This is a genomic window from Bacillus alkalisoli, from assembly GCF_002797415.1.
Lineage (GTDB): Bacteria > Bacillota > Bacilli > Bacillales > Bacillaceae_I > Bacillus_CD > Bacillus_CD alkalisoli.
In genome coordinates this window covers 2205254-2232078 of the sequence record NZ_KZ454944.1, presented here as the reverse complement: position 1 = coordinate 2232078, position 26825 = coordinate 2205254, and the positions used below count along the sequence as shown (strand labels likewise).

The window sequence follows — 26825 nt, the reverse complement described above, 5'->3', positions numbered from 1 at the left end:
AACGATACCTCCACATTGGTATCGTTTTTTCATTTTTATTATTAGAATGGATAAATGAGAGGGATAAGCAGAATCATGATGATGGATAGGATAATTTGTAGTGGAACCCCTACTTTTACATAATCACTAAACTTGTATCCTCCTGCTGACATGACCATCGCGTTAGTAGGGGATGCTACTGGTGTTGAAAACGCCATACTAGCAGCGACCGCAACGCTCATTAATAATGGATATGGGCTTAACTGTAACGCTTGGGCAGATGTTATCGCTACTGGAGCAAATATGACGGCAGTTGCAGTATTACTTATAAATTGACTGAAGATCATCGTTAAAACGTAAAAGCCAGCTAAAATGGCATATGGTCCATTATTACCTAGCAAATCGACAATAAACGAACTAATGTATGTTACTCCACCTGTTTTCTCAAGTGCTGTAGCTAACGGAAGCATCGAAGCTATTAAAACGACAGATTCCCAGTTAATTTTTTGATATGCTTCATTCACAGACCGCAAACATCCAGTTGCAACCATCAAAAACGCTGCTGCCACTACGGCAATGACAGGAGACATCCACTCTGTCGACATCATAATAAGCATAAAAAGCATGATGGAAGCTGCTATCCACGCTTTTCCTGAAGCAGATGCAGTTCCCGCTTCTTCGCTGATCTTTCCTACAACAACAATATTTTGTTGCTCATTATCCATTAACTCAATATCTTTCCATGCACCGTGTACAATTAGTGCATCCCCTACTCGTAATTTCGTGGAAGAAGCATTACTCTGTATGTACTTCCCTCTTCTATTTATCGCTAACACATTGCAGTGATATTTAGATCGGAATTTAATATCTTTAACTGTCTTATTAATAAAAGATGACTGCGGTGTTATGAGTACTTCTGTTAAACCAAAAACATTGGAAAATAATATAGTTTGTAAATCTGCTTCTTCCTTATCTTTCAACAATTCCAACCGATAGTCAGTTTTCAATTGCTCAATCGCTTCCATCTTTCCAAAGATCAACAAAACGTCATTCTCTTTTAACTCTTCCTTTGCTTTCAATAAGTGTGGCGTCCTTGAGTGAAATGGTAACTTATCAAGAGCTTTTCTTTTTGTTGTCACAACAGTAAGACGGTAATTTTCAGTAAGTTTTAGCTCAACTAAACTTTTGTTTATCATTGTAGAGTTTTCGGTAATTTTCAACAAATGCAATCTATCATAAATTTTATAAACACCAGCTAATTCAGTTGGCGACAAATGGCTAGCTGCATTAATAGAAAGATCGGATTTGCTTTTTAATATTTTTCTACCAAACAAGACCATATAGCTTGTACCGACAAGCAACGCGACAATCCCTATCGGTGAAAAACCGAAGAAATGAAACGGCGTTAAATTATTATGTACGAGTGTTTCATTGACAACTAAGTTTGGCGGTGTACCAATTAACGTTAAAACGCCACCTAAACTACTAGCAAACGCCAATGGAATTAAATAAACAGCTGGGCTTACTTTCATTTGGATAGCCATACTAATGACAACCGGAATCATAATCGCAACGGTACCAGTATTGCTTATAAACGCGCTGAAAATACCAACTGTTAACATGACAATTATTAATGTTTTCGTTTCATTTTGTCCACCTAATTTAATAAGTTGATTGCCGAGTTTATTAGCAAGTCCAGTATTAAAAATTCCTGCCCCAACGACAAAAAGGCCAGTTATCATAATAACGATCGAATTAGAGAAGCCAGCTAACGCTTCTTGAGGTGTTACAATGCCAAGAATGGCTATGGCTAACAAAGCACCAATCGCTACAAAATCAGAACGCCATTTGCCTATAATAAATGCAATTGTTGTTATAATTAAAATGATAAATGTCAACCACATTTCATTCACGAAGCAAACCTCCTCTCCATTCCATCATACCAAAAGTAACGATAGGACTAGATTATAATTTTTGACAATATAATAGATAGTATGTAAAAAAATTATAAATAAATATTTCGAATTACGAAAAAGATGTTACAATACTTTATAAATAAATAGTTCACAAGATGGAAGGGATTTTTATGGAGAAAAGGCTTTGGTTAATTTATGGAATGTTAACTCTCTCAACTGCTATTTGGGGTAGTGCTTTTATAGCAGGAAAATACGCCGTACAAAGTTTTGAACCGGCAACCGTAGCGTTTTTACGATTTTTTGGAGCAGCAATCCTCCTGTTCCCAATCATGTGGATAATGGAGAAAAAAAGAAACAAGCCTACATTAAAGGATTATGGTTTGTTCGCCATTTTAGGGTTAACAGGCATAGCCATTTATAACATTTGTTTTTTCTTAGCGAGTAAACATGCTCCAGTAATTAAAAGCTCCCTATTTATTGCTTCTAACCCTGTATTAATCATTCTATTTTCTGCTTTATTTTTAAGAGAAAAGATTACGAAAAATAATATAGTAGGAATGATAGTCGCTTTAACTGGTGTCGCTTTTATCATTACGGAAGGCCATTTAGAAAAAATAGTTCAACTAGGTTTTGAGCCAATTGACTTTATTTTAGCTGGAGCTGTGCTTAGTTGGGCTTTATATAGTGTGATTGGAAAAGTTGTCTTAAAGAAATATAGCGCGATCGTTTCCACGACATATGCAGTTGCTTTTGGTACTCTCTTTTTATTCCCATTTGCCATTATTGAAACATCCTGGCTAGACGTTCAACTGGCTACCATGGATGCTTGGGTGGCAATTGGACATATGAGTGTGTTTGTTACGGTAGTATCGTTTATTATGTACTATCAAGGAATTAAAGAAGTTGGAGCGGCTAAGTCTTCTATCTTCATCAATGTGATGCCGGTATCAGCAGTCATAATGGCTACTATTTTCTTAGGAGAAAAATTAATAACAGCGCATGTAATAGGTGCACTATTCGTTATCTCTGGGGTATATATAGGTACGAACACAAAGAAGTGGAAACTTTTTAATAAAAAGACATCATTAAAGAAAACTGCCTAACTTTGTTTGGCAGTTTTTTAATGGTAATTAGATTCAATTGTTGATAGTAGTTGAAATATAAAGTGATACATTAGTTGTAAGTTTTCGCTAATGGAGCCACTTTCGTTAAATCCTTCTATATGATTTAATGCAAAGTTCATGTCCCAAACTCCATCTTGTTGATTAAACATAATGGCCATTTTCGGTTGATCGGTGTTGAAAAGTTGTTTCATCGTTTCTTTTAGTGTTGCTTCGTACTTCTTCTGTAATTTTAGACCGAACATAACATCATACGTTGCAAAGATATCATCCAATTCTAAAGAAACGGAGTCAACTCCAATTATTGAGAAGGCTTGGCTTTCTATATATAAAAACTCTTGCTTATGATCTTTTAAATAAGAAATTGGTTTTTCTAAAAAACTTGTGCCCTCTTCACTTAAAGTTTCTTCTGACTCTTTATTACAGCGTTCCACATATACATCGGAAAAACGTTCAACTAGTTGGATGGGTGTTACCGTAACATCTTCTTGAATAAGGTGAGTTGATTCAACGTATTCTTTTTCAAACGATGTTAATGGGACCGTTGGGCTATTCTCTTTTATGTATGCTTCTACATGTTTTTTTAACATGGTACTCTCTCCTTCTTCTATCAGAAAAAAGAGGATTTTTACATCCTCTTATTCTTGATCTTGCTCTTCCATTACTTTTTCAAAAGCAGAAGATACTTTCTCAAACTCGTCATCTGATTCGATGTGAGCAAATTCTTCGTCACTTTCTACTTTTAAGAAGAAAATGTCTACGTCTTCTTCTGTTTCTTCTTGTATATCGTCTACGAATGCAACCGCAACATACTCTGAACCTTCTACTGTCATAACTCCTAATACTTCTACTTCTAAATCTTCGCCATTTTCATCGCTAATTGTGAAAATTTCTCCAACTTCGATTGGTTCCATGTCTCATTCTCCTTTGGTAATAAGATTTGGTCTTTATACTTCCTTATCTTCCCTATGCTAGGTGTTTTCATGCAAGGAAGCCACCATTAATTGTACATGACTTCTTGTCCGAATGGAAATCTTTTCATTAATTAATTTATCCCTTGATTTTGATGAAGCCATCATGTATTATAAGAACACAAGCTGCATTGTACGTAAATATAATAAAGTTTTAACCTTTAAGCTGTATTAGGGAGTTTAACATCGAATCTGAATTGACAAGCCTCTGTCTATATGACAAGGAGGACACGCATGAACGGTTCTGCAAACACCCACTTTGAGGAGTGGTGGTTTAAAACTTTCTTATCAAGACTTTACGGCAAAGGCGGCCCTTATATTGAATCTTCAAACCAGTTTCCTGATGGGGGCTGGTTTTTTATATGTTTGAAATTCTTTTTTTCCAACACATTTTAATTGACCGATATACGAAAACTGATTAAAATGTTTAGGGTGCCTAAATATTACATTAGTCACAGACAGAAAGAGGTGGACATATGGCTCCTGAACAACGAAAAAAAATGTTAATAATTATGATAAATATGTTTATTGCTGTTGGTAGCTTTGGGATTATTATTCCGATCTTACCAGCTTATTTAGATTCTATCGGTGAAGGTGGAATGGCAGCAGGACTAATGATTGCCATATTCGCTGCGGCTCAATTTATTATGTCCCCTATCGCTGGGAAATGGGCTGACCAATACGGTAGAAGAATAATGATTATAATCGGTCTATTTGGCCTCACACTAGCAATGTTTATCTTTTACTTATTTGATTCCGTTTGGATGCTCTATTTTTCACGTGTTATAGGTGGGGTTGGAGCAGCGTTAGTTGTTCCCGCTCTGTTCGCCTATGTAGCGGATATTACAACACTAGAGCAACGTGCAAAAGGAAATAGCTATATATCAGCTTCTATGTCACTTGGAATTGTTATCGGACCTGGTATTGGTGGCTTCCTTGCAGACTTTGGACTAAAGGTACCACTGCTTGTTTCAGCAATAATATCTCTAGTCGCTACCATTTTCTCGATATTAGTGTTAAAAGAAAGTCGTGACATTTCTAAAGAGATGGTAGAACAAGAATCAGTATCCCTATTAACAAAGATGGGAACGTCTGTTTCTAAACCGTATTTTATCCCATTAATTATAACGATGGTGATGAGTTTTGGGTTAATGGCTTATGAATCTGTTTTAGGACTTTACGTTGATAATCAGTACAGTGCAACACCACAACAAATTGCTATACTAATAACCTCCACAGGGATTATTAGTGTTACGGTACAACTATTTGTTGTAGATAAAATTGTGACGAGGTTTGGCGAAGCAGCGATTTTAAATACGTTCCTTGGTTTAGCTACATTTGCCTTTTTTCTGTCTTTATTCGCGAACAGTTACCTATTCTTCTTTGGTGTTACATTATTAATGTTCCTAGCAACGGCTATCTTACGTCCTGTTTTAACGACATTAATCTCTAAATTAGCGGGTAACGAACAAGGGTTCGCAATGGGGATGAACAATGCTTATATGAGTATTGGGAATGTTTTAGGACCAACGCTAGCAGGGCTTTTATACGATGTGAAAATTATTTATCCATTCATCTTAGGTTTAGTTGTCCTTAGCATTACGATGTTTATTTCCCTAACATGGCAGCAGAAACAAAAAGGCAAAATAGCTAAGCTTCAAGCGAATAATGTAATATAACAAAAACGCCTTCTCGACTGAATCAGCGAGAAGGCGTTTTATATTTGAATCAATTTCATAATTACGGTTCGTTCATTGAAAAACGAATATTTTAGTGTAATACACAATAATATATTAGTTTCATAAGGTGTATAAATATAGAATGTGATGCTATCATTCGTTTTTCGTATAGTATTCATACATTTTGAAACGTACTCATTTGTGATAATAATTTTTATGTTTTTTTCGAATGCGTGAGTAGTGACAGCCGTCGCACACTTCGTATTTGTATTTAGCATCTAGTGTTTTTCCGCACTTTTTACACGTTTTTCTCATTACTTTAATGTCTGTTTGTAAGCGTTCATGAACTTCATCGCTAAACGTTTCTCGAATGCGTTCCCAATACAATGCTTCTGTTCGTCTGTCTAATCGATACAGGAATAATAGGTGTAATCCGATTGCTTTATATGATAGTTCGGTTTCTTCTAAGCTGTCTTTTTTCATAAATGGTTCTGGTAGCTCTCTACCTTCTACAACGGCATACAGCGTGTCGCGCCACTGATTGACGAGTACAGGCTCTTTTGTGGAGAAAGGTAAATGTAAAAAGCCGTACAAGTCTTGGATGGATAGCCTCGCTTCAATGGCTGTGTCACGAATAATTTCATACAAGTATTGCTCTTCTCCCAGGCTTGCTTTTTCGGTTCCTTCAGGGCTATCGAACTTTTCCCATAGCTCAAAAAAGTCTCCTAGCTGATGCGAGTATTTTTGGAACCTCTCTAAGATTGAACTAGTTGGAGCAATAGCAAAAGACTGAACGTGTTTGTCCTCTTTTTCAAGCAAAGCGGCCATTCGGTGAATGTTGTCAGTGAACGCCACTTTCCCGATGTTGTAAATTCCTTTTCTTCCTGCTCGTCCGGCAATTTGTTTTACTTCTTGTGAAGTAAGTGTTCTTCGCTTTGTTCCATCGAATTTCTCATTTTCTAAAAAAACGATGCGCCTAATTGGTAGATTTAAGCCCATTCCGATTGCATCGGTAGAGACGATTACTTGCGTCTTTCCTTCGATGAATTGCTGCATCTGCTTTTTACGCGTTTCTGGAGGCATGCTGCCATAGATCATACTAACGGCAAAACCGTTATTTTGTAATGTAGAAGCAGTTTCCAACACTCTTCTTCTTGAGAAACAAACGATAGCATCTCCTTTTTTCGTATGAGAAAGCTGGAACGGTTTAGCTTCTACTTGAAGCGGAATGTCACGATCATATTCGTGTAGTTCCACGTTCGAGTTTCCTAAAAGCTGTAAGATCATCTTTTTAATGTTATAGCTACCGATAATATGAACTTCGTTTGCATTAGCTTTTGTAATAGCTTTATACCAGGAGAAGCCTCTATCTTGATCTGCAAGCATTTGTGCTTCGTCAATGACAACAACGTCATAAAAATCTTTTTCATGGAACATTTCGACTGTACAAGAAACGTGACGTGCACCAGGCATCATCTTCTCTTCCTCACCAGTCTTTAAGGAACATGGTATTCCTTCGAAGTTTAACGTGTCGTATACCTCAAGAGCAAGTAAACGTAGTGGCGCTAAGTAGATGCCGCTCTCGGCTTGCTGCATTCGTTGTAAGGCTTGATAAGTCTTACCTGTGTTAGTTTCACCGATATGCAGAACATATTTTAGTGGTCGTCCTACTTTTGGCTGATATTCTCTACTGAAAATATCTTCTAACATACGTGCTTCTTCTTCTTGTTTTCGCTTTATTTCTGCGAGTGCTTCTGCGATTTTACGCTCTCGTTCTCTTGCGTCGGTCTCGTAGATTGCTTCATGTTTTTGGATATCAAATGGCACGTCTGCAAGCGCTACTAAATCAGAAATGAATTCGTCATTCAATTTTTCTAAATAATCATGTACTAAAACATAAATAATATTGGCAGTTCCTTTTCGAAGCTCTCTTTCGGTAAGAGGTTCTTCACAGGCCTTTTCAAATTGTTGCAACGTTTCTTCTGGGATTTGTTTTAATAAATAGGAAGCAATGAAGGAAAATAAATAGTCCGTCACTTTTCGTTCGTAATCGTAAAAATAGGTTTCATACTCAAACACTTGTTGACCACGATGAAACGTTTGATGTACAGATCCTGTCAGCTCTTCAAAAAAATCGGATAAAGACACATAGTCTTTTTCCTCAAAAATTCCTGCTTCAATAAGGATTTCTTCTAGTCGGTATGTATCTACCGCTTCGTATTTAATATTTTGTTTAAAATCTTGTACTAGTTGTTTGGCAACGAAATGACGGGTGTACAGAAATAAAATTTGCTTGTCTCTTTCTAAAATAGAATGTACTAGTTTATCTATTTCTTTTTGATAATTCTCACGAAGTTCTTGTCGTTTTCTTTCGTGTTCTTTTGCGATATAGTCTTCTCTTGCCTGTACATGCTTTTGCTTCCAATCGTCTTCATTAGAAGCGTATTTTTCGTTAAGCCATGGGATGACAGCAAATGGATGATAGTCGCGCATTTCATTTCGGAACACGTTGTTTATTATTTTTCGGTCGACTCCTTCGACTTCTAATCCGAGTTCAGCTAAAAAGATTTTTTTGTTTTTTCTTGCTACATCGTTTGTTACTTTGTTTAGCCAGACATTAATCCAGATTTGTTGTAAGTAGTGGCCCCTGTCTAGAATGTATTGTTCAAAAGACGGGAGTTGTTCCTTCGTTTCTAGATAGGATGCAATGTCTTCTTCTATTTTCATTTTTGTATGTTCGACTGCGTTTTCATGGATAAGTTCTAATTGAGTCATTTTTTTCACCTACTGTATTTGTATACTTGAATAAAGCTTAGAAAAACGGTTCGTTTAGTGAAAAACGAATTTTTTAGTCCTTAGTTAGTTTATGCTGTTCATTTTATAAAGACTTCTTGTTAAAGTGATTATTTCTATCATACGTTTTTCGTATAGTAATTGTACATTTGAAACTTCTCACTTCTCTTTAATTTTACCAATAAAACGAAAAAAAGCCGATAAATATGGTTTCCCATTATTTATAAGCTTTAAAATAAATTATTTGATTAATATTTAGTCCGTTAATTTCCGCGGGGAGGGATGCGTGCCTCCTCGTTTTTGCCTGTGGGGTCTCGCACTTCCCTCTATGTCCCGCAGGAGTCAAGTGCCTTCCGCTCCAATCAACTCTAGGCTTTAAACTTCTACAAAGAAACCATATTTAAAGTAATTTCTTTCTCTATCTTTGATACGGGATGTTTAGTAGGTCTGGGACAGTTGTGAACTCGAATCCTTGGTCTTTTAGTGTCGGGATGATTGTTCGTAGTGCTTCTACTGTGCCAGTTAAGTCGGATTCCCAGTCGCCGCCGTCGTGCATTAAAATAATGGAGCCAGGTTCAATGTTGCTTAATATGTTGTATGCTGTATCTTCTGGTGGCATCTGTTTCCAGTCAAGTGAATCTACGTTCCAACCAACAACGGTATAATCCATTTCTGCTAGTTTTTCTACTAACTCATTGTATAAAAATCCGTATGGAGCACGGAATAGTCTCGTGCGATATCCGATGATTTCACTAAGCTTTTCTTCTGTTTGATTAATTTCTCTTTCTAACGTTGCGATATCCTCTTGTTTGACGAAGTTTGGGTGCCAATACGAATGATTACCTATAATATGTCCTTCTTCAATAATTCTTTTCGTTAGCTCTGGATACGCATCTGCACGTGAACCCATTAAGAAAAATGTTGCTTTTACATCATACTCTTTTAGTACGTCTAAAACTAATGGTGTAAAACGAGGATCTGGACCATCATCAAATGTTAAGGAAAGTCTATTTTCTGTAAATGGACCACGTAATACAACTGTTTCTGGATAACGTTGCTGTAATACGATGTTAGAAACAGGTGTTCGCACGCGTTCTACTTCTTCCGGTCCACCTTCTGGCTGCGGGAAGTCTGCAGGAACTTGGCGTTGGTTGTTTTTATTTTTGTTCCACCAAACGGCTATTGTACCATCTTCATGGCTATGGGCACTTACATCGGGACTAATTGCCCCTTGTAAAGCAATAATAAATAAAGCTGCGATAGAGAAAATTACGACTGTTTTTTTCATCTTAAACTCCTTATCCAAATAGATTTATATGGTTATTTTCTTTTAAAAATGGATAATTATTCTATGAAGTTTAAGATCTTAGTTTTCTCTTTTTCATAAAGTGCTTTTCCTAATTGAATCAGTTCTTCGATACAAGTTAAGTCATCAAATGGAATTTCTCTTCCAAGCTCTTCGTTTAGTCTTAAATAATTTTCCCCAAGGAGAGTTTGACATTGAAACGTGACCGACTCAGATGAAAGTTGTAAGGCTAAATCAAGTAGTTTTGGCTTTACTTTTAAAGATGGAAGGTGAAACGGTAACCATTTTTTCACTCCCCAATATTTATCATGATCAATAGTAAAATCTATCTTTTGTTGGCCAGTTCCGATAGATAGTATTTTAATATCTTGTATATTTTTTCTGAAAAATTGAAGCCCTTCTGTCAAACAAACAAGTGAAGGGTTATTCGCCCAAAGCCCACCGTCTATCGTTAAATAATCGTTTCGGATGTTGTTTGGAGGGAAGTAAACTGGTGCTGAACAGGAAGATAATACCGCATCCCATACAAGAATAGAGAGATCATCACTGTCTGGATGGCCGTAGTTGGATCGATGTACAAAAGGTTTACCATGCGTTAAATCGACGGTTGGGATAAGTAACGGCTTTTTAACTTCTTTTAACTTAATGTCATGAAATGACTTTCGTAACAGCTTACGTAAATATTTATCACTATACACACTTTTAAACAGTCCAACTTTTGCTTGACGTTGGAAGATCTTCTTTCCGTATTTTTTATAGCTATGTAACAAATGCGCCATTTCTATTTGTAAACATGCAGAAGTAGCGATTATGGAACCAGTAGATGTTCCAGCAATGACGTCAAATTTCTCCTCTATTGGTTGACCTAGCTCTTTCTCTATTGCTTGTAAAATGGCAATCGCAAATACACCTCGTATGCCACCACCGTCAATACAAAGAATTTTCATCGTACAACTCACCTAACAACGTTTTTTAATAGATTCCCCTGAGAAGTTGGTAAATATTAAAAAAGGCACGTAATAGTAGTGATTTTGTTTTCAACATGAGAACATACAGGAATGTTACGTATGGAAAAAGAATATTACATTAATAAATAATTAATCATTCTTTTGGAGGCAGTATGAGAGCAAATCGTATGAAAAATTACGCTAAACAGTTTATTTTAGATAAACTTCATTTATTAAAAATAGACGAGTTAAACTTATCTGAAGAAGCAGTTAATGAGTTTGATGAAATATATAACAAATTTTCACTTACAGCAAATAGGAACTTTATTTCTTACAATAGTGATTATCCGCTATATCAGTTTTTATTTTACCTAATCGAAAACAAAGACGTATTAGTTCATGGTTCTAATAGCTCCATGATTAGTACTTTCGAACCGAAAGAAAGTACACTTTTTAACGGTAAGCCCATTAAAGCTGTGTTTGCAGCAAGTGATAGCGTATGGTCGTTATTTTTTGCAGTGAAAAACCGAAGAGAATATAATGGCTCGTTAAGAAATCTTTGTACAACTGTTCCGACAAGAAAAGGAATAAAGCGATATTATTACTTTTCAATTAATCATGAAGATGTTGAGGATATTTGGACAAATGGCACTATCTATATTCTTCCTAAGGAATCTTTTGGTCGAGGTGGAATTGCGGATGAATGGGTATGTGAACAAAGTGTTAAGCCACTTGCTAAGTTATCAGTAACTCCAAATGACTTTCCCTTTTTAGATAAGGTTAGCACCCATAAAGAATCAGAGTCTATCTTAAAAACGTTGTTAAGAGCATTTTTTCTAAGAAAATAAAGTTAATTCATGTAAAAGAGGCGCGTAATGGCACCTCTTTTTGTGTCGTTATTTATTTGAACGGATTTTTCCATTGCATTAATGTTCCGTAGTTATGTGACTCTTCATCTTCTAAGTAATTCTCCACCACTTTCAAAGGTGTTCTTCCACAACGAAGTAAAAAGGTAATGACGGGGTCCTTTATTTCGCCACCTACTACTTTTTCAATATATTGTTCCGCTGTTATAGTACTTGCGACTTTACGGTACCCAGGCATCCTGCCACCGCCTAGAAGGCGATCTAATTGTAGTTGAATAACGACTTCGTACATCGAGTTCATAAGCCATTTGCCAAGGCCTAGTTTACGGTAGCTAGGACTTACACAAATGTCTACGATGTAAAGAGTGTTTCCGTTCGGATTGTGATTGCGTATGTACCCATTATCGGTTATTTCTTCCCACGTATGTTCGGCATGATCTGGATCAAAGTTAACAAGTAGGCCAGTAATGGAACCTGCAAGTCTCCCTTCTACTTCTATACATAGAGCACCGTGTGGAAATAAGGAAATATGATTTTGTAACTGTTCTTTATTCCACCAAAGTTCGGACGGAAATGGTGGTGGAAAGCTTTCTTGTTGAATTTTAATTAAATTGTCAAAGTCTTTTTCCGTGTAAGAGCGGATGACAGATTTTTTGGGTAAATCATTATCGAAAACGTAAAGTTCTTTTCTATACAATTTTGTAAGTAACTCCTTTCTATTTGAGGACGCCTATTTACTTTCGTATAAGTGAAAGTTTAAGCCGTAAGGATCTTTTATCATGACACTTGTTTCATTATATTCTTTTGTAATTTTGCATCCGTGGAACAATAACTCATCCTTCACTTCATCAAAGTTTGCAACAGCAAATTCAAAGAATACGTGTTTGGAAGAGGGGTCCGTCTGTTTTTCAATAAAAAAGTTTGTTCCGCTAATGGATAACTTCGATTCGTTACTTCCGCTGTTTTCTAGTGTCATTCCGATTGTATTTTTGTAAAAGTTAATGGCATCATCATAATGGTCCACTTGAACTGCGACATTATTCGTTAACTGAAATGGTGAAGCGGGATTTAATTTTTTTAGTGGCTTATAAGTTTCATACCCAGATGGAAGTAGGTCAAACAAAGACCAAACAACGCAAAAATCATCTCCAGGGCCGAACGGTGCTTTCGTATGTTGATATATGTTTCCTTGCTCATCTTTAGTGAAAACAGAAACTCCTGGATAGTAATGGTTGTCTTTTTCAAATCCCATATCTTCTTTAAAAGTAGTACCTTTTGTGGAGATGATTGGGAATTGCCAACCTCTTTCTGACGAAAAATCTTCTTGAACAAACGGGCTGTCTGGACTTGATAGAACAAAAGCAGCCTTTTCGATAATATGAGGATAAACGCTGTTGAAGCCATCCGCCCACATCGTGCAGTAAGGACAGCTTTTGCCCATATTATGAACGACGAAAAGTTCATTTTTATCTTGAAATAATTGAGAAAGACTCACTTTATGCTCGTGGCTACCAATAAATTGATAGTTCTTTACTAGTGTAGGAATTTGTTGTTTTCTTAGAGCTGCTAGTTGCTGCTTCTTATCTATAATATCGAGTTGTAACTGTTCAATTTGTTCGTCAATGGATAAATGGTCCATGTAAACACCTCTTTTTTTGCTTTCTGTTTGTAAATGTTTCGACATTTTTGCTGTATTTCCTTTTTAAGGGTGAGTTTTTTTCTCTAACTCAATCCACGTGAGGCTCTATCTTTTACCTAGTAATTATGTACAAATTTAGAATTTTCCAAAAATATAAAATACTTTCGTATGTAAATTCATATACTACTAATAAGAAAAGCACTCATACTAATGGGAAGTTTTTGCAAAGAATAATGATGTAAAGGGGTGTGGGAGATGAAAGATCAATTAAATTTTGGTGAGTTCTATCCAAAGTCACTCGTTCCGATTAAAGAAAATGATTTATTGCTATTCTTTGAGAAACTATCGGATGATGAAACTGTGGAGAAATGTAGTCACTGGTTAATTGCGTTAGAAGGGAACGAAATGGCTAAAGGGGAAAATTACTACCATTGGCAAGTGGTTGTTTACCCTGCTGAATTAGGTGGAACATTTAACTACAAATATCCATTTTACGTATCTAATTTCTTTACACATATTGATGAAGCGATCGATTTCATTTGTGAAGTGGAAACAATAGCAAACAATGGAGAGCTATTTACAATTGCTGGTTAAGTAGTTTACTTGTTTACCAGATGTTTTTCCTATCGCTCGAATAGAAGAAGTGTATCGTCTTCTTCTTTGTCTATCTTTGTGAAAAACCACACAAACCCCTTCCCTTATTATGACAAACATGTAACAGGTGCCAGGCACTTGTAATAATATTGAAATAAAAGCAAGAGCTATCAAGTTTTGATAGCTCTCGCTTTTTTTGTCTCCTAGGAAATTATAAACGTTCAAACCTTTTGGATAACCATAACCATAAAAGGTGTTTGGTCTACGTCTAGCTCCGGGCGCTAGCGGCTATCAAACTTCCCAGCCCGTCCGTGCGATAAGTCAACATCGAATCGCTCCTTGAGTCGCTCTTCGTGTTTCCTTTATCTCCTACCGGACAGGTCCAGTTTGTACGCCGCTAAACGAGCGCCCTGCGCTTTTGTTTTTATGCTAAGCGGAATACGATGCCGTGTCCGCCTTTTGGGTATTCCCATTTAATGTTTTGATGCGGGCAGCCGATACGACAACTACCGCACTCGTGGCAACCTTCGTAACCAACATGCATTCGGATATCTTCCCATTTGTAGATTTCTGCTGGGCAGAAGATCGTACAAATTTTGTCTGGGCATTTAGTCAAGCAAATGTCTTCATCCATCACGGTAAGATGCGATTTAGTGTCAGCATTGAAACGAACAAGATACTGTTTTTCTTCGATTGTCATCCCTTTTTTTTGTTCACTCATTACTTCACTACCTTCCATGCTCGATACATATCTCGAGCTAGTTTCATTTTCTGTTTTGCACTTCCAATATCTTTCCAAATCTTCTTTTGCTTCTCCCACTTACTGGAGCCATCAACGGTAAACATTTGACTAGCAGCACGGTTCATCATCGGAATATACTGGTCGAAATATTGAGGAAACTTATTGAAATGGTGTGTAGCATCTTTATACTTTTTCATATCCTGACCTACAAAACTATCCATAAGCGTTACGCGGTAATGATCAAGCGTTCTTTCGGAAAAGTCTCCTACTTCCATCGCTTTTAATACTGTTTCAGCTGCCATTCTACCGGAAGTCATCGCAAGGTTAGAACCTTCACGGTGTATCGCATTCACTAGTTGAGCGGCATCACCCACTACGATAACACCGTTCCCCACCACTTTCCCCATTGATTTGTACCCACCTTCTGGGATCAAGTGAGCCAAATACTCTTGTGGCTCGCCACCTTGAATGTAAGGTCGAATCATCGGGTGTTGTTTTACATACTCTAATAACTCGTATGGTTTAATCTTATGTTCGATTAATCCAGATAATAACGTCCCAACTCCAATACTAATGGAATCTTTATTTGTATAGATAAAACCTGTGCCTAATATTCCTTTTGTCGCATCGCCGAACAGTTCAATCGTACATCCTTGATTTTTTTCTAAATTAAAGCGCTCTTCTACTGTTTTACTATCTAACTTAATGACTTCCATTGTCGCTAGTGCTACTTCATCCGGACGGTATTCTTTATGGAAACCTAGTGATTTAGCAAGCAATGAGTTTACCCCATCTGCCAACACGACAACATCCGCATATATATCGCCGTCCGGTCGGTCTGTCTTTACACCTACCACTTTCCCATCTTCTACAATACATTCTAAAACGACCGTTTCATTAACAAGCAAAGCTCCTTGTTCCACCGCTTTACTAGCAAACCATTGGTCAAACTTTGCTCGCAAAACAGTGAAGTTGTTGTAAGGCTCCTGTGCCCACTCCATACCTTTATATCCAACCGTTACAGCAGATTCTTTATCCATCATCATAAAGCGCTGTTCTACAACTGGTCGCTCGAGAGGTGCCTCTTTATGAAAATCAGGTATAATGTCTTCCATCATTTTTCTGTACAAAACGCCACCCATTACATTTTTGCTTCCAGGATATTCTCCCCGCTCTAACAGGAGTACTTTTGCGCCGCCTTTTGCTAATTCAAATGCACAAGAAATTCCAGCTGGCCCAGCCCCTACGACGATACAATCAAATTTTTCAGGCATCTACTTCCACTCCTTCATCGACAAGTGCTTTTTCGAACTCTTCGATCAGTATTGGTAAAATATCAAACGCATCGCCAATAATTCCGTAATGGCATGACTCAAAAATAGCAGCTTCTGGATCTTTATTTATCGCAATAATTAAACTAGAGTTTCGCATTCCGACAACGTGTTGAATCGCACCTGAAATGCCAATAGCAAAATAAATCTTTGGCGTCACAGTCAATCCAGTTTGCCCTACCTGATGATGATGTTCAATCCACCCTGCTTCTACAACATCACGGCTTGCGCCAACCGCCCCACCTAACACATTTGCTAGTTGGTGAACAAGTTGGAAACCCGATTCAGAGCCTAGACCTTTTCCACCAGCAACAACGATATCCGCTTCATCAATGCGCGCTTTTTTCATTGTTTCTCTCACAATCTTTAATACTTTCGTACGAATATCTTCTTCTTTGAGATCGATCTTTTCTTCTATTAAATTACCCTTTCGCCCTTCCTCACGAGGGAGAGCCTTCATCACTTTTGGTCGAACGGTCGCCATTTGCGGTCGATATTTTTTACAAAGAATCGTCGCCATTATGTTTCCTCCGAAAGCTGGGCGACTAGCTAGTAACAAGCCAGTATCTTCTTCGACATCGAGTTCCGTCGTATCTGCCGTTAAACCAGTGGGTAAATCTGTCGCAACAGCACTTGCTAAGTCTTTTCCGGTAGTAGTTGCTCCGTACAAAATAATTTCTGGTTTATGCTTCTCACTACAGTGTAGTAATGCTTTCATGTACGACTCAGTTCGATAATTTTCGAAAATTGGCTGATCATATACATAAACCGTGTCTGCGCCATACTCGTATACTGTCTTAGCGTGATTAGTAACCTCATAGCCAATCATTACACCTGCTAGCTCGCAACCGCGTTTGTCTGCTAACTTTTTACCTGCTCCAAGAAGTTCAAGTGAAACGGGAGCCACTTCCCCGTCTTTTACTTCGATAAAAACCCATACACCACTGTACTCTTCAAAGCTCATCCTTTACCCCTCTTTCCTGCAAACAGTTCTTTCCGTTCTAATACTACTGTTAGTAGTTCTTTTACTTGTTCTTGAGCGGAACCTTCTAATATTTTGCCGCCTTCTGGTTTTGGTGGTGCCCATACACGAGAAACGATTGTCGGAGAACCTTTTAGTCCAAGCTGCTTTCGATCTACTCCTTCTAAGTCTGTAACTGCCCAAATGTGCGGTTCATAGCGAGCTGCTTTTAACATGTTCGGAAAAGAGGAGTATGGAACTTCGTTAATCTCTTTTTCTACGGAAAGTAAGCAAGGTATTTGTGTTTGAACTTCTTCATAGCCATCTTCTAACTTTCGGTGTACAACCATATACTTTTCTTCTTTATTTACTTCCACCACTTTATTTACATTTGTCAGAGGTGGAATATCGAGTCGTCTTGCAATTCCAGGACCAACTTGGCCAGTATCCCCGTCAATGGTCATCTTTCCACAAATAACTAAATCAATCGGTTTAATTTCAGCTATCTTCTCTAATGCTTTTGTTAAAGCGTAACTTGTAGCTAATGTGTCAGCTCCTGCAAAGGCACGGTCGGAAATCATGTAGCCTTCTTCGGCACCTATTTCGATACACTTTCTGATCGCTTTTACAGCAGGTGGAGGTCCCATTGTTAAAACAGAAACGGTGCCACCGTACTTTTGTTTTAATCGAACTGCTTCTTCCACTGCATGTGCGTCATACGGATTTAATATAGCCGGAGCACTTGCTCTGTCCATCGTATTTGTCTTCGGATTCATCTTAATAATCTTCGTATCAGGTACTTGCTTAATACAAGCAACAATATGAAGCATCCTAATCCCTCCCTCACTACGCCGATATAATTGTTACAAACGTGTTAAAAGTGCCTGGCACTTTTAACATTGTTGTAATATTTTTATACGCTACTAGTAATATATTAGGACAACTTGAATATCATGCAGGATTCCTATAATTCTAGTGAAATTCGTTTGGTTTTTGTGACACATAATAGTAAAAAAATAAAAAAGGTACGAGTTCTTCATTAGAAGGTCTCGTACCTTTTTGGGTCCTTTAATTACATAAATCCGTTTATATTCTTTCCGTAGAAGATTTCATCCATTTCTAAAGTTAGCCTTTTGGTGATTTCTTCACTTTCTTCTTCAGTTAGGGAATCTTTCGTAAAACCGAATAAGTAATTGTTTAAATCGAAATTTTTCAGCTTACACTTTGTATGGAATATGTTTTCTTGATAAATGTTTACATCGATCATATCAAATTGCTTTTTCACTTCATCTGGAATGTAGTTTTGAATCGAGTTAATCTCATGGTCAATGAACAATTTATGACCAGTAATATCACGTGTAAAACCACGAACACGGTAGTCCATCGTCATAATATCAGTGTCAAATGAATGAATAAGATAGTTTAATGCTTTTAACGGAGAAATCTCCCCACAGGTAGATACATCGATATCGGCACGGAACGTACTAATTCCTTCATCAGGGTGATATTCAGGATATGTATGCACCGTAATATGACTTTTATCTAAATGCATGACAACATGATCAGGTAGTGGTCCAGGTGATTCGTCGAAATTTTCTTTTGTTGGTACTTCCACTGGCCCTTCTGATACAAGCACCGTAACACTTGCTCCTTGTGGATCATAATCTTGCTTCGCCACGTTTAATACGTGGGCACCAATGATGTCCGAAACATTCGTTAAAATTTTCGTCAAACGATCTGCATTATACTGCTCATCGATGTATTTAATATATTTTTCACGTTCTTCTCTCGTTCTTGTATAACAAATATCGTACATATTAAAACTTAACGACTTCGTTAAATTATTAAACTCATGTAACTGAATACGTTCTTCATGTGAAAGCTTCATAACAAATCCCCTTTACTAAAGTAATTCTTTGACAAAGTAGTAGTAAATATTTTTATCATACCCTGTTTGACTAAGAAAAAAACAACAGAGTGCGTATCATAATGTATTACTACTATCTGAAAAACAGTTGGTTATCGTTTCTACATTTGGGAACTCCAATATGTATACATTTCTCATACAACAATAATGATACTAGTATGCGTTTTTCAATAAACGGAACTCAGTTAAATAATAACAAATAAAAGCGTAAGTTGTTTCATTTTTGCTTATAATATGTTTAGTGCACGAGGAATTATCGTGATTTCTGTTGGGGTCGTGCCAAGGCTTTCGCCATCACCTTGCATGTTCAATGGTTTTCCACACTCAATCTGCACCTTTTTTCCTTTTAACATAGTAACGTTAGGATGGTTACTATGAGCCCCTTTGAACACTTTATAAAATAGCGGAATTAGTTCGAGTCTTGATTTGCCTGATACTAAACAAATATTTAGTTTCCCATCATCATTTTTCGCTGCAGGGCATATTTTTAAACCACCACCGTAATACGGTGAATTGGCTACCGCAACTAGCCAGACATTCTCAATTACTTTTCTTTTATTATCTAATGTTACGGTTACATGCGATGGAGTGTAGGAGAAAAACATTCTTAACGCAACGAGTATATACGATAAGTGACCTAACTTTACTATATTTAAAAGTCTCTTCATTTTAGAGCGATTCGTTTTCTCTGCTACTTCCGCATCAAAGCCAATTCCAACTGCATTCATACACGATCTATCTCCAATAGATAAAATATCAATGCTTGTAGCTTTATTTTTAAAAATGCGCTCTAACGCCTCTTCGTATTTTGTAGGTATCTTCATCGTTCTAGCAAAATCATTACCAGATCCAGCGGGTATGACTCCTATTGGTATACCAATTTCTAATAACCCATGATTGATTGCTAAATGAAGTGTTCCATCGCCACCGATAATAATAATGGTTTTAATTTCATTGTCTTTCTCAAAAGTGGAAAAAATGTCTTCCATGTTATTTTCTTGCTTAGTAAAAGATACTTTGTATTCTTTATTTTTATTATGTAAAATTTTTTTCGTTTTTTCCCAGACTACTTTTCCTTTGCCATTCCCAGCAACAGGATTCACGATGAATTGATACAATGTTGCTTCCCCCAAGTCTATAGCTTACATTTTCACTCTACATAATTCGCCATTTTTCAATAAAAATCCTTCAATTAAATGTTGTCAACATCTTTTGATAATGCTCTTGCCGTATATTTTTTTGTTTTAGATATTTAGCAATCAAATAACAATCCACTCTTGGTTTTAAATTTGTAATAAGAAAAAATTTATTTGAAAAAACCTTATTAAAATAATGGACATTTATGATTGACATTTTATCTTGAATTCAATATAATTACTTTGAAGTTAATTATCTTTAATTTGAGATATTGTATTAAAAGATATATTAGGAGGAGATTTTAATGGCAAAAACAAATTGGGCTTTAGACGCATCTCACAGTGGTGTAGACTTTTCCGTAAAACATATGATGTTCGCAACAGTTAAAGGTGGATTTGAAAAATTTGACGCTACAATCGTAGCTGATCCAACAGACTTAACAACGGCTGAAATTGAATTTACAGTTGACTTAGCAAGCGTAAGCACTCGCAGTGAAGATCGTGATAACCACCTTCGCTCTGCTGACTTCTTTGATGCTGAAAATCATTCAAACATGACATTTGTTGCAACATCTATCGAAAAAACAGATGACAACGAATACGATGTAACTGGAAACTTAACACTTCGCGGTGTTACAAAGCAAGAAACGTTCCAAGTAACATACGAAGGATCTGGCCTTGACCCATGGGGCAACGAAAAAGCAGGATTTGGTGTAGATGGAAAAATCAAACGTAGCGACTACGGATTGGTTTGGAACGCGGCTCTAGAAACAGGCGGAGTACTAGTTGGCGATCAAGTAAAAGTATCCTTACAACTACAAGCTGCAAAAGCGTAATTAGTTGGTTAGCTAGTAGCTGCTAGCCTATAGTGACTAAATTAGTAATAAAAAATAAAAAAAGGAGTTAACACGTTAAATGTGTTGACTCCTTTTCATAATTATTTAGAGTATGGCATCCATTCACTTAAATAAATAATTCTTGTTTTACTCTCTGGCTCACCGTCTAATAATGAAATAAACTCCAATTCATTTCCGTCTATATCCTCAAAATACACACTCGCAGCTGCCATCCATGTATGGACAATTGGTTCGGTTGGTTCTTTGCCAAACGCTTGTATTGGTTCAATGTTCCGGTCTTTTAACCAATGTAGACTTTGCTTTAAAAAGTCTAGCTCGACACCGAAGGCAAAGTGACGTTGGCTCACCTTTTTTCCTGCGGGAACTTCCCAAAGTCCTAGCATTTGTTTGTCTTTCCCGACGTAGAGAAATGCGGCTTTACGTTCCTCTAGCTTTAGCGCTACTTTTAAACCTAGCTTTTCATAAAAAAGAATTGCTTCATTAATATTTAAAACTTCTAAATGTGTTTCGTAAATAGAATTAATCATATAAATGCTCCTATTCAATGAATAATGTAATACTCACTAAATATATGTGCATCAAAATAAAGTTAGGCTCTGTTTTTGTATAAGAGTTTCCCATTATTAAAGTATTAAAAGATTTTCTTTTAACAGTTTTATCAAGTCCGTTTTTTAAGGTTAAATGTATTGTTACTTATCTTCAATTGTACAACTGTCATCCGTACAAACGCCAACATTGTTTGTCGAGAGGTTCATTAACTTTGGCGAAGCATTTTCTTCATCCCATACTTTGTTTAATGAATTTAAAAATACTTCTGTAGGCTGTGCACCAGATATGGCATATTTGTTGTTGATGACAAAGAATGGAACTCCTTGTACACCTATTGTTTTTGCTTCAAATTGATCTTTACGTACTTCTTCTTCAAACGTTGATGAGCTTAATAGCTCAAGTACTTCTCTTTTCTCTAGACCTACACTTTCTGCTAATTCAACAAGTTCTGTTTCCTTACCAATATGCTTACCTTGAACGAAGTAAGCTTCTAAAAGTTTTTCTACGAGTTCTTTATCTTTTCCTTTAGATTCGGCTAGCTTTGCTAATCGGTGAGCATTGAATGTATTGGTAGGAATTAAGGAGTCAAAATCAAATTGTAACCCAACTGATTCTGCTTGCTCCACTACCCCTTCTGACATTTGTTTCGCTCTTTCTAATGTTGTACCGTATTTACCTGCTAAGATTTCATATATGGATTGATTAGTTTCTATTGGAGCATTGGGATCAAGCTCAAAGCTTTTATATCTAACTTCTACTTTTGATTTTTGTTCAAAATTGGATAATGCTTCTTCGAGTCTTCGTTTTCCAATATAACAAAATGGACATGCGTAGTCGGACCAAACTTCTATTTTCATAAATAGCACCTCATTCATCATCATTTAAATTAGATTATCATACGCATGGAAATTAGACATAATGATATGCTCACTATGAACCTGAAATAGATTTTATGCATGTGTGGTCGTCTGTTTTTGGGCTATTGACTGCCGTCGATACTTCTGAAAAGTACATTTGCTCTGCTGGGAATGCTTTTATTAAGCTTTTTACGTTATGGATATCTTCCTCGTTGTTTAACCAGTTGGTTTCGTCTGATTTTTGTAAAATAACGGGCATTCTGTCGTGGATATCAGCCATTATTTCATTTGGTTCCGTTGTAACAACAGTACAGCTGAAGACAGGTTGGTTCGTTTTGGGATGAATCCATTTCTCCCATAATCCTGCTAAACCAAATACTTTTTCTTCTTTTACTTGAATTAGCATAGGTATCTTACCATCCTCTGTTTTCTTCCACTCGTAAAACCCTGTGCAAGGAATGATACAACGTTTAGATTGAAATGCTTTTTTAAAGGATGGTTTCTCATGCAATGTTTCTCCACGTGCATTAATCATCTTGTTTCCAATCGAAGCTTCTTTTGCCCATGGTGGAATAAGACCCCAACGAAGTTTACCAGCTCTTCTTTCTGAACCATCTTGAATAATAGCTAATATTTCTTGTGATGGAGCAATGTTGTACCTTTCTTCCACTGAAAAGCTATTTGTAATGTGAAATGCTTCCATCAATTCTTCGGCAGTAGCAAACATTGTAAAACGACCGCACATTGTAAGACACCTCAATAATAATTAGTTTAACTTTTCTTTAATAACTTCAGTAAATGATTGATGAATTTGTTTCGTAAATCTACCTGGCTTACCGTCTCCTACTACTTTTCCATCTATTGAGACGATTGGTACAACTTCGGTTGTAGTGGAAGTTGTGAAGATTTCAGCTGCTTGAAATAGATCGTCTTTCGTAAATGCTTTCTCTTTATATGTCCAGTTTTTCCCTTTAAATAACGATAAAAGTTCCATGCGAGTTATTCCATTTAATATCAAATTGTTCGCGGGATGTGTGTAGATGACACTGTCTTTAATCATAAAAACATTAGAAGATGTTCCTTCTGTAACTACACCATCTCGAATTAAAATGGTTTCAAAAGCTCCTTGGTCGTAAGCTTTTTGTTTCATCATAATGTTATAGAGTAGATTTAGACTTTTAATATCACAGCGTAGCCAACGTAAGTCCTCACCTGTTATCGCTGTTGCTCCATTTTCATATAGCGAAGTAAGTTCTTTATATGGTAGTGGATAAGCTACAAGCATGGTATGTAAGCTTTTAGCATATTGATGCGTTCTTGGAGCGACCCCTCTTGTTACTTGTAGGTAAACGGAACCCTTTTTCATCTTGTTTTCTTTTTGTAAAAGTAATAAATTCTCTTTCAACTCTTCCAATGTAAAAGGTAGTGCCATTCCTATTTCGTTTGCGCTTCGCTCAAGTCTTTCTAAATGTTCCTCTAGTGTGAAAAATTGTCCATTATACAGGTTGATTACTTCGTATACTCCGTCACCAAATTGATAGCCACGGTCTTCTATGTCTATTTTTATTGTATCGCGTTGAACGATTTTGTCATTTACTAATACTTTCATGTTGGACTCCCACTCCCTATGAGATGATAAATGTCTTATTACTTTGTCGTACATTATACACGAAGAAAATCTAACGATTCAAACATAAGCTAATATTGTATGCCAAAAGGAGCGAATGACGGGTAAGGTCTATTCGCTCCTTTTTATTATAGTTCTTTATCGTTGATAGAATCTAAATATGCTTCGATTTCTGTGATAACGGACTCAACACAGCCGTCTTCAAAAGGAGAAATTAATTTTGCTTCTTCTACTAATTCAGTGAAAGATTTGCTTCCTCCAAGTTGACACAGGTGTAAATATTCTTTCCATGCACCGTCAAAATCTTCTTGTGATTTCTTCCAATATTGTAGGGCGCAAATTTGCGCTAAAGTGTAATCAATATAATAGAATGGCACTTTATAAATGTGTCCTTGTTGTTGCCAGAACCCGCCACTCTCCAAAAATTCATTTCCATCATAATCGATATGAGGTAAATATTTCTTCTCGATCTCTCGCCATGCTTGTTTTCTTTCCTGTGGTGTTGCTTCAGGATTTGCATATATAAAATGTTGGAATTCGTCTACTGCTACACCATAAGGGATAAACTGAACAGCTTCACTTAAATGAGAGAATTTATATTTGTCTGTATCTTCTTTAAAGAAATGCTCCATCCATGGCCATGCAAAAAATTCCATACTCATCGAGTGAATTTCGCATGCTTCAAGTGTTGGGAATCCATACTCTGGCACTTCATAGTGACGGCTAGAGAAAACTTGGAACGCGTGACCTACTTCATGCTTTAATACACGCACATCCCCTTTTGTCCCGTTAAAGTTCGCAAAAATGTATGGTGATTTGTATTTACTAATGTATGTACAATATCCACCGCCAGCTTTTCCATTTTTACTTAGTAGGTCCATTAAGTCACCGTTTAACATAAATTCGTAAAATTCGTTTGTTTCTGGCGACATTTCTTTATACATTACTTTCGCTTGTTCTACAATCCACTCTGCATCCCCTTTAGGGTCAGGGTTTCCTGTTTTAAAGCTAAACGCTTGGTCATAATATTTGAATTCATCTAAGCCAATTCTTTCTTGCTGCTTTTGGCGAAGTTTTGATCCAAGTGGAACGATGTATTCTTTCACTTGGTTACGGAAGTTTTCAACCATGCTAGCATCATAATCAGTGCGTCCTAGTCGAGCATATGCTAACTCTGTAAAAGTTTCGAAGCCAAGCTTCTTCGCTATACGCGTTCTTACTTTTACTAATTTATCATACAACTCATCAAGTTCATGACCGATTGTAGCTAAGTAGTCGTACTTTGCTTCATTAGAAGTTTTACGCACTTCTCTATCTGTAGACTGGTGGTATGGAGCAAGTTGCGCGAATGTTTTCTCTTCCCCATCAAACTCGATTTTTGCGGAAGCTAATAATTGTACGTAAGAGCTTACCAATTTATTTTCTTCTTTTAGGTCTTCTAATACTTCAGGAGAAAATGTTTTTAATTCACTATCAGCTAGTGAAAATAGTTGTTTTCCCCATTTGTTTTCTAATTCTTTTCTGAATTTAGAAGTCGTTAATGCATTATAATATTTCGTAATAAATCCTTTATATTGTGGACCAACTTCGTCAAAGAAGCTTTTTTCTTCTTTATAAAAAGAATCAGTTGTATCCACTGTGTGGCGGATTTGGACAATTTGTCTCATTGATTCTACGCTGCTTCGTAGTTCATTAATTTCTTTCATTATGTTGTTTTGCTCATCTGCAGAAGTTGCTTGTTGAAACTTTTCTAATAAAGCGTTAAAGTTACTTTCCACTTCTGTGATGTTAGGTCGTGTGTAAGGAAATTCATGAAATCCCATTATGTTATCGCTCCAATCTTTTTGTAAGAATTTTCACTCTATCCTCTATTTCGACAAACACATAAAAAAACCTTCCTAAAAACGAAAAGTTTTTTCGGAAGGCGAAATAATTTATCATTTATTGCATCAATAGTTCATAAGATCGTACTCTTGCTTTGTGGTCGAAGACGTGTGTGTTGATGATTAGTTCGTCGGTTTTGGTTTCGGAGATGAATGCATTGAGTTGTTGGCGAACTGTTTCTTTTGTGCCGACAAACGTGTATTTTAATTGCTCCATGACCATTGTTTTTTCGTATGGAGACCAGATTGTTTCCATCGAATCAACTGGTGGTGGCAGTTGTCCTCCTTGGCCTCTTATCATCCGTAAAAAGGCTAATTGCTGGCTAGTGGCTAATTGTTCAGCTTCTTCTTCTGTATCTGCGACGATTACGTTTACTCCAAGCATAGTGTATGGTTTTTGTAACGAGTCAGAAGGCTGGAAATGTGCATAATAAATTTGCAAGGCTTGCATTAAAAAGCCTGGTGCAAAGTGGCTGGCAAACGAGAATGGTAAACCGAGCATTCCTGCTAATTGTGCACTAAATCCACTAGAGCCTAATAGCCAAATCGGAATATTTAATCCTTCTCCAGGTACAGCTCTTACTTTTGCCTGTTCATCCACTTTAAAAAAACTTTGTAATTCTTGAACTTGGTCTGGAAAGTCATCCCCTGCACTTCTAACATCTCTTCGTAAAGCACGTGCTGTTAGTTGATCACTACCAGGAGCTCGGCCTAATCCTAAATCAATTCTCCCGGGATACATCGATTCAAGTGTACCGAACTGTTCTGCAATAACGAGAGGTGCATGGTTCGGTAACATAATACCACCTGAGCCGACTCTAATTTTAGACGTGCCACCTGCAATATAACCTATCACTACACTAGTTGCAGAACTAGATATACCTCTCATATTATGATGTTCTGCTAGCCAGTAGCGGTTGAAGCCTAATTTCTCCACTGTTTGCGCCAATTGTAACGAGCGTTTAAAAGATTCACTTGCATTACTACCTTCTGTAATTGGGGCTAAATCAAGTACAGATAAAGGAATAGAGTTCCAATTATTCATCTATATCTAACCTTTCATTTTTAAAAGTTGTTTGTTACTAGTATACGCCTGTATTGGCTTGAACAAAAATAAAACGCACCCAAAGTAGATGCGTTTAAT

Annotated in this window: 25 protein-coding genes and 1 other RNA gene; 6 read left to right on the top strand and 20 right to left on the bottom strand. The window is 36.8% G+C overall.

The genetic code is table 11. The annotated features are described in order from the left end of the window. Nucleotides 1-41: 41 nt before the first annotated feature. Complete coding sequence (locus CDZ89_RS11065) at nucleotides 42-1883, bottom strand: SLC13 family permease (RefSeq protein ID WP_227521589.1); 1842 nt, start codon at nucleotides 1881-1883, stop codon at nucleotides 42-44. Nucleotides 1884-2065: 182 nt separating this feature from the next. Here CDZ89_RS11065 and CDZ89_RS11060 point away from each other — a divergent pair, with 182 nt between their 5' ends. Next, nucleotides 2066-2998 (top strand): DMT family transporter, encoded by a 933-nt coding sequence (locus CDZ89_RS11060; protein ID WP_096154505.1) that lies wholly within the window; start codon nucleotides 2066-2068, stop codon nucleotides 2996-2998. A gap of 17 nt (nucleotides 2999-3015) precedes the next feature. On the opposite strand, the gene CDZ89_RS11055 is transcribed toward CDZ89_RS11060, so the two are convergent. Next, nucleotides 3016-3606: a branched-chain amino acid aminotransferase gene (locus CDZ89_RS11055; protein WP_100333703.1), complete on the bottom strand. Its 591-nt coding sequence runs from the start codon at nucleotides 3604-3606 to the stop codon at nucleotides 3016-3018. 48 nt (nucleotides 3607-3654) lie between these two features. After that, on the bottom strand, nucleotides 3655-3930 hold the full coding sequence (locus CDZ89_RS11050) for a DUF1292 domain-containing protein (RefSeq protein ID WP_096154503.1): 276 nt from the start codon (nucleotides 3928-3930) through the stop codon (nucleotides 3655-3657). A gap of 177 nt (nucleotides 3931-4107) precedes the next feature. Between CDZ89_RS11050 and ssrS the strand changes: the two genes are divergently transcribed. After that, nucleotides 4108-4305: non-coding RNA, 6S RNA (ssrS, locus tag CDZ89_RS11045), on the top strand. Between the two features lie 158 nt (nucleotides 4306-4463). After that, nucleotides 4464-5666, top strand: a complete 1203-nt coding sequence (locus tag CDZ89_RS11040) for an MFS transporter (protein WP_096154502.1) — start codon at nucleotides 4464-4466, stop codon at nucleotides 5664-5666. Nucleotides 5667-5861: 195 nt separating this feature from the next. Here the strand turns inward: CDZ89_RS11040 and CDZ89_RS11035 are convergent, their stop codons facing one another. The 3 genes from CDZ89_RS11035 to CDZ89_RS11025 all read right to left on the bottom strand — a co-directional run bounded on the left by CDZ89_RS11035 (nucleotide 5862) and on the right by CDZ89_RS11025 (nucleotide 10712). After that, nucleotides 5862-8441 carry a DEAD/DEAH box helicase gene (locus CDZ89_RS11035; RefSeq protein ID WP_100333702.1) on the bottom strand — a complete coding sequence of 860 codons (2580 nt, stop codon included), beginning with the start codon at nucleotides 8439-8441 and terminating at the stop codon, nucleotides 5862-5864. 436 nt (nucleotides 8442-8877) lie between these two features. After that, the gene (locus CDZ89_RS11030) at nucleotides 8878-9747 is read right to left on the bottom strand and encodes a polysaccharide deacetylase family protein (protein ID WP_096154500.1); all 870 of its coding nucleotides are present in this window, start codon (nucleotides 9745-9747) and stop codon (nucleotides 8878-8880) included. Between the two features lie 56 nt (nucleotides 9748-9803). Continuing rightward, on the bottom strand, nucleotides 9804-10712 hold the full coding sequence (locus CDZ89_RS11025) for a CBASS cGAMP-activated phospholipase (RefSeq protein ID WP_096154499.1): 909 nt from the start codon (nucleotides 10710-10712) through the stop codon (nucleotides 9804-9806). A 173-nt stretch (nucleotides 10713-10885) separates the two neighbouring features. Here CDZ89_RS11025 and CDZ89_RS11020 point away from each other — a divergent pair, with 173 nt between their 5' ends. Then, on the top strand, nucleotides 10886-11560 hold the full coding sequence (locus CDZ89_RS11020) for a hypothetical protein (protein ID WP_096154498.1): 675 nt from the start codon (nucleotides 10886-10888) through the stop codon (nucleotides 11558-11560). Between the two features lie 52 nt (nucleotides 11561-11612). On the opposite strand, the gene CDZ89_RS11015 is transcribed toward CDZ89_RS11020, so the two are convergent. Beyond that, nucleotides 11613-12275, bottom strand: a complete 663-nt coding sequence (locus CDZ89_RS11015; RefSeq protein ID WP_096154497.1) for a GNAT family N-acetyltransferase — start codon at nucleotides 12273-12275, stop codon at nucleotides 11613-11615. A 33-nt stretch (nucleotides 12276-12308) separates the two neighbouring features. Next, the gene (locus CDZ89_RS11010; protein ID WP_096156941.1) at nucleotides 12309-13217 is read right to left on the bottom strand and encodes a DUF899 family protein; all 909 of its coding nucleotides are present in this window, start codon (nucleotides 13215-13217) and stop codon (nucleotides 12309-12311) included. A 255-nt stretch (nucleotides 13218-13472) separates the two neighbouring features. Between CDZ89_RS11010 and CDZ89_RS11005 the strand changes: the two genes are divergently transcribed. Further along, on the top strand, nucleotides 13473-13811 hold the full coding sequence (locus CDZ89_RS11005; protein ID WP_096154496.1) for a hypothetical protein: 339 nt from the start codon (nucleotides 13473-13475) through the stop codon (nucleotides 13809-13811). 424 nt (nucleotides 13812-14235) lie between these two features. On the opposite strand, the gene CDZ89_RS11000 is transcribed toward CDZ89_RS11005, so the two are convergent. From CDZ89_RS11000 to CDZ89_RS10975, 6 genes are all read right to left on the bottom strand, one after another. Continuing rightward, the gene (locus CDZ89_RS11000) at nucleotides 14236-14550 is read right to left on the bottom strand and encodes a ferredoxin family protein (protein ID WP_096154495.1); all 315 of its coding nucleotides are present in this window, start codon (nucleotides 14548-14550) and stop codon (nucleotides 14236-14238) included. Further along, nucleotides 14532-15827, bottom strand: coding sequence for an FAD-dependent oxidoreductase (locus tag CDZ89_RS10995; RefSeq protein ID WP_096154494.1), 1296 nt, complete (start codon nucleotides 15825-15827; stop codon nucleotides 14532-14534). Before CDZ89_RS10995 ends, CDZ89_RS11000 begins: the two co-directional genes overlap by 19 nt. Then, nucleotides 15820-16848: an electron transfer flavoprotein subunit alpha/FixB family protein gene (locus CDZ89_RS10990; RefSeq protein WP_096154493.1), complete on the bottom strand. Its 1029-nt coding sequence runs from the start codon at nucleotides 16846-16848 to the stop codon at nucleotides 15820-15822. Before CDZ89_RS10990 ends, CDZ89_RS10995 begins: the two co-directional genes overlap by 8 nt. Next, on the bottom strand, nucleotides 16845-17675 hold the full coding sequence (locus CDZ89_RS10985) for an electron transfer flavoprotein subunit beta/FixA family protein (protein ID WP_100333701.1): 831 nt from the start codon (nucleotides 17673-17675) through the stop codon (nucleotides 16845-16847). The genes CDZ89_RS10990 and CDZ89_RS10985 overlap by 4 nt, the downstream gene beginning before the upstream one ends. Before the next feature lie 242 nt (nucleotides 17676-17917). After that, entirely contained in the window at nucleotides 17918-18733 is an 816-nt protein-coding gene (speD, locus tag CDZ89_RS10980) for an adenosylmethionine decarboxylase (RefSeq protein ID WP_096154491.1), read from the bottom strand. A 266-nt stretch (nucleotides 18734-18999) separates the two neighbouring features. Continuing rightward, nucleotides 19000-19890 carry a diacylglycerol/lipid kinase family protein gene (locus CDZ89_RS10975; RefSeq protein WP_157842725.1) on the bottom strand — a complete coding sequence of 297 codons (891 nt, stop codon included), beginning with the start codon at nucleotides 19888-19890 and terminating at the stop codon, nucleotides 19000-19002. Between the two features lie 323 nt (nucleotides 19891-20213). Between CDZ89_RS10975 and CDZ89_RS10970 the strand changes: the two genes are divergently transcribed. After that, entirely contained in the window at nucleotides 20214-20744 is a 531-nt protein-coding gene (locus tag CDZ89_RS10970; protein ID WP_096154489.1) for a YceI family protein, read from the top strand. Between the two features lie 101 nt (nucleotides 20745-20845). Here CDZ89_RS10970 and CDZ89_RS10965 read toward each other — a convergent pair whose 3' ends face one another. From CDZ89_RS10965 to CDZ89_RS10940, 6 genes are all read right to left on the bottom strand, one after another. Beyond that, on the bottom strand, nucleotides 20846-21292 hold the full coding sequence (locus CDZ89_RS10965) for a VOC family protein (RefSeq protein WP_096154488.1): 447 nt from the start codon (nucleotides 21290-21292) through the stop codon (nucleotides 20846-20848). 162 nt (nucleotides 21293-21454) lie between these two features. Further along, nucleotides 21455-22171 carry a DsbA family oxidoreductase gene (locus tag CDZ89_RS10960; protein ID WP_096154487.1) on the bottom strand — a complete coding sequence of 239 codons (717 nt, stop codon included), beginning with the start codon at nucleotides 22169-22171 and terminating at the stop codon, nucleotides 21455-21457. Nucleotides 22172-22244: 73 nt separating this feature from the next. Then, nucleotides 22245-22916, bottom strand: coding sequence for an SOS response-associated peptidase (locus CDZ89_RS10955; protein WP_096154486.1), 672 nt, complete (start codon nucleotides 22914-22916; stop codon nucleotides 22245-22247). Nucleotides 22917-22937: 21 nt separating this feature from the next. Then, nucleotides 22938-23780 (bottom strand): D-amino-acid transaminase, encoded by an 843-nt coding sequence (dat, locus tag CDZ89_RS10950; RefSeq protein WP_096154485.1) that lies wholly within the window; start codon nucleotides 23778-23780, stop codon nucleotides 22938-22940. 146 nt (nucleotides 23781-23926) lie between these two features. Next, a complete protein-coding gene (locus CDZ89_RS10945) occupies nucleotides 23927-25621 on the bottom strand; it encodes a M3 family oligoendopeptidase (RefSeq protein ID WP_096154484.1) in 1695 nt (564 codons plus the stop codon). A gap of 118 nt (nucleotides 25622-25739) precedes the next feature. Continuing rightward, complete coding sequence (locus tag CDZ89_RS10940; RefSeq protein ID WP_100333700.1) at nucleotides 25740-26726, bottom strand: LLM class flavin-dependent oxidoreductase; 987 nt, start codon at nucleotides 26724-26726, stop codon at nucleotides 25740-25742. Between the last annotated feature and the right edge of the window lie 99 nt (nucleotides 26727-26825).